Origin of the sequence: Cellulomonas sp., from assembly GCF_017744555.1 — a bacterium.
GTDB lineage: Bacteria > Actinomycetota > Actinomycetes > Actinomycetales > Cellulomonadaceae > Cellulomonas.
This window is the reverse complement of record NZ_JAGIBD010000120.1, coordinates 1-637: the sequence shown is the minus strand read 5'-3', so window position 1 is coordinate 637 and position 637 is coordinate 1. Positions and strand designations below refer to the sequence as shown.

1 protein-coding gene is annotated in these 637 nt (G+C 73.8%); it reads left to right on the top strand.

The features are described 5' to 3' along the window. A partial coding sequence (locus J7523_RS20475) for an N-acetylmuramoyl-L-alanine amidase (protein WP_291890647.1) occupies positions 1 to 637 on the top strand: 637 nt, incomplete at both ends.

The following is a 637-nucleotide window of genomic DNA, read 5'->3' as shown; positions in this document are numbered from 1 at the left end:
CGGCGGCGGTGCGACCGTCGTGCAGACGGCGGACGTCCGGACCTCGGCCGTCGCGCCCGCGTCGGTGGCGGCGCCCCGCGTCTACTCCCGTGCGGAGTGGGGCGCGCGCGCCCAGGCCTGCGCGCCGGACGTCGCGCGGACGCTGCTCGCCGCCGTCGTGCACCACACCGCCGGCAGCAACGCCTACGCCTCCGTCGCCCAGGCGATGCAGCAGATCCGCAACGACCAGGCGTACCACATCACGGGGCGCGGCTGGTGCGACATCGGCTACAACTTCCTCGTCGACAAGTGGGGCAACGTCTACGAGGGGCGCGCCAACTCGGGCACGCAGCCCGTGATCGGCGTCCACGCCGGCGGCTTCAACACGTCGACCGTCGGCGTCTCCATGCTCGGCGACTACAGCAGCACGACGCCGTCGGCCGCGACCCAGGAGTCCGTCGCCCGGGTGATCGCCTGGCGTCTCGCGTCGTACCACCGCGACCCGATGAGCACGGTCGGCTACACGACGCAGGGCGGCGAGAACTCGCGGTTCGGGCCCGGGACGATCGCGCTCCCCGTCGTCGTCGGCCACCGGGACACGGCGTACACCGCCTGCCCCGGCAACGGCGGCTACGCGGTGCTCGGCGCCATCAAGAGC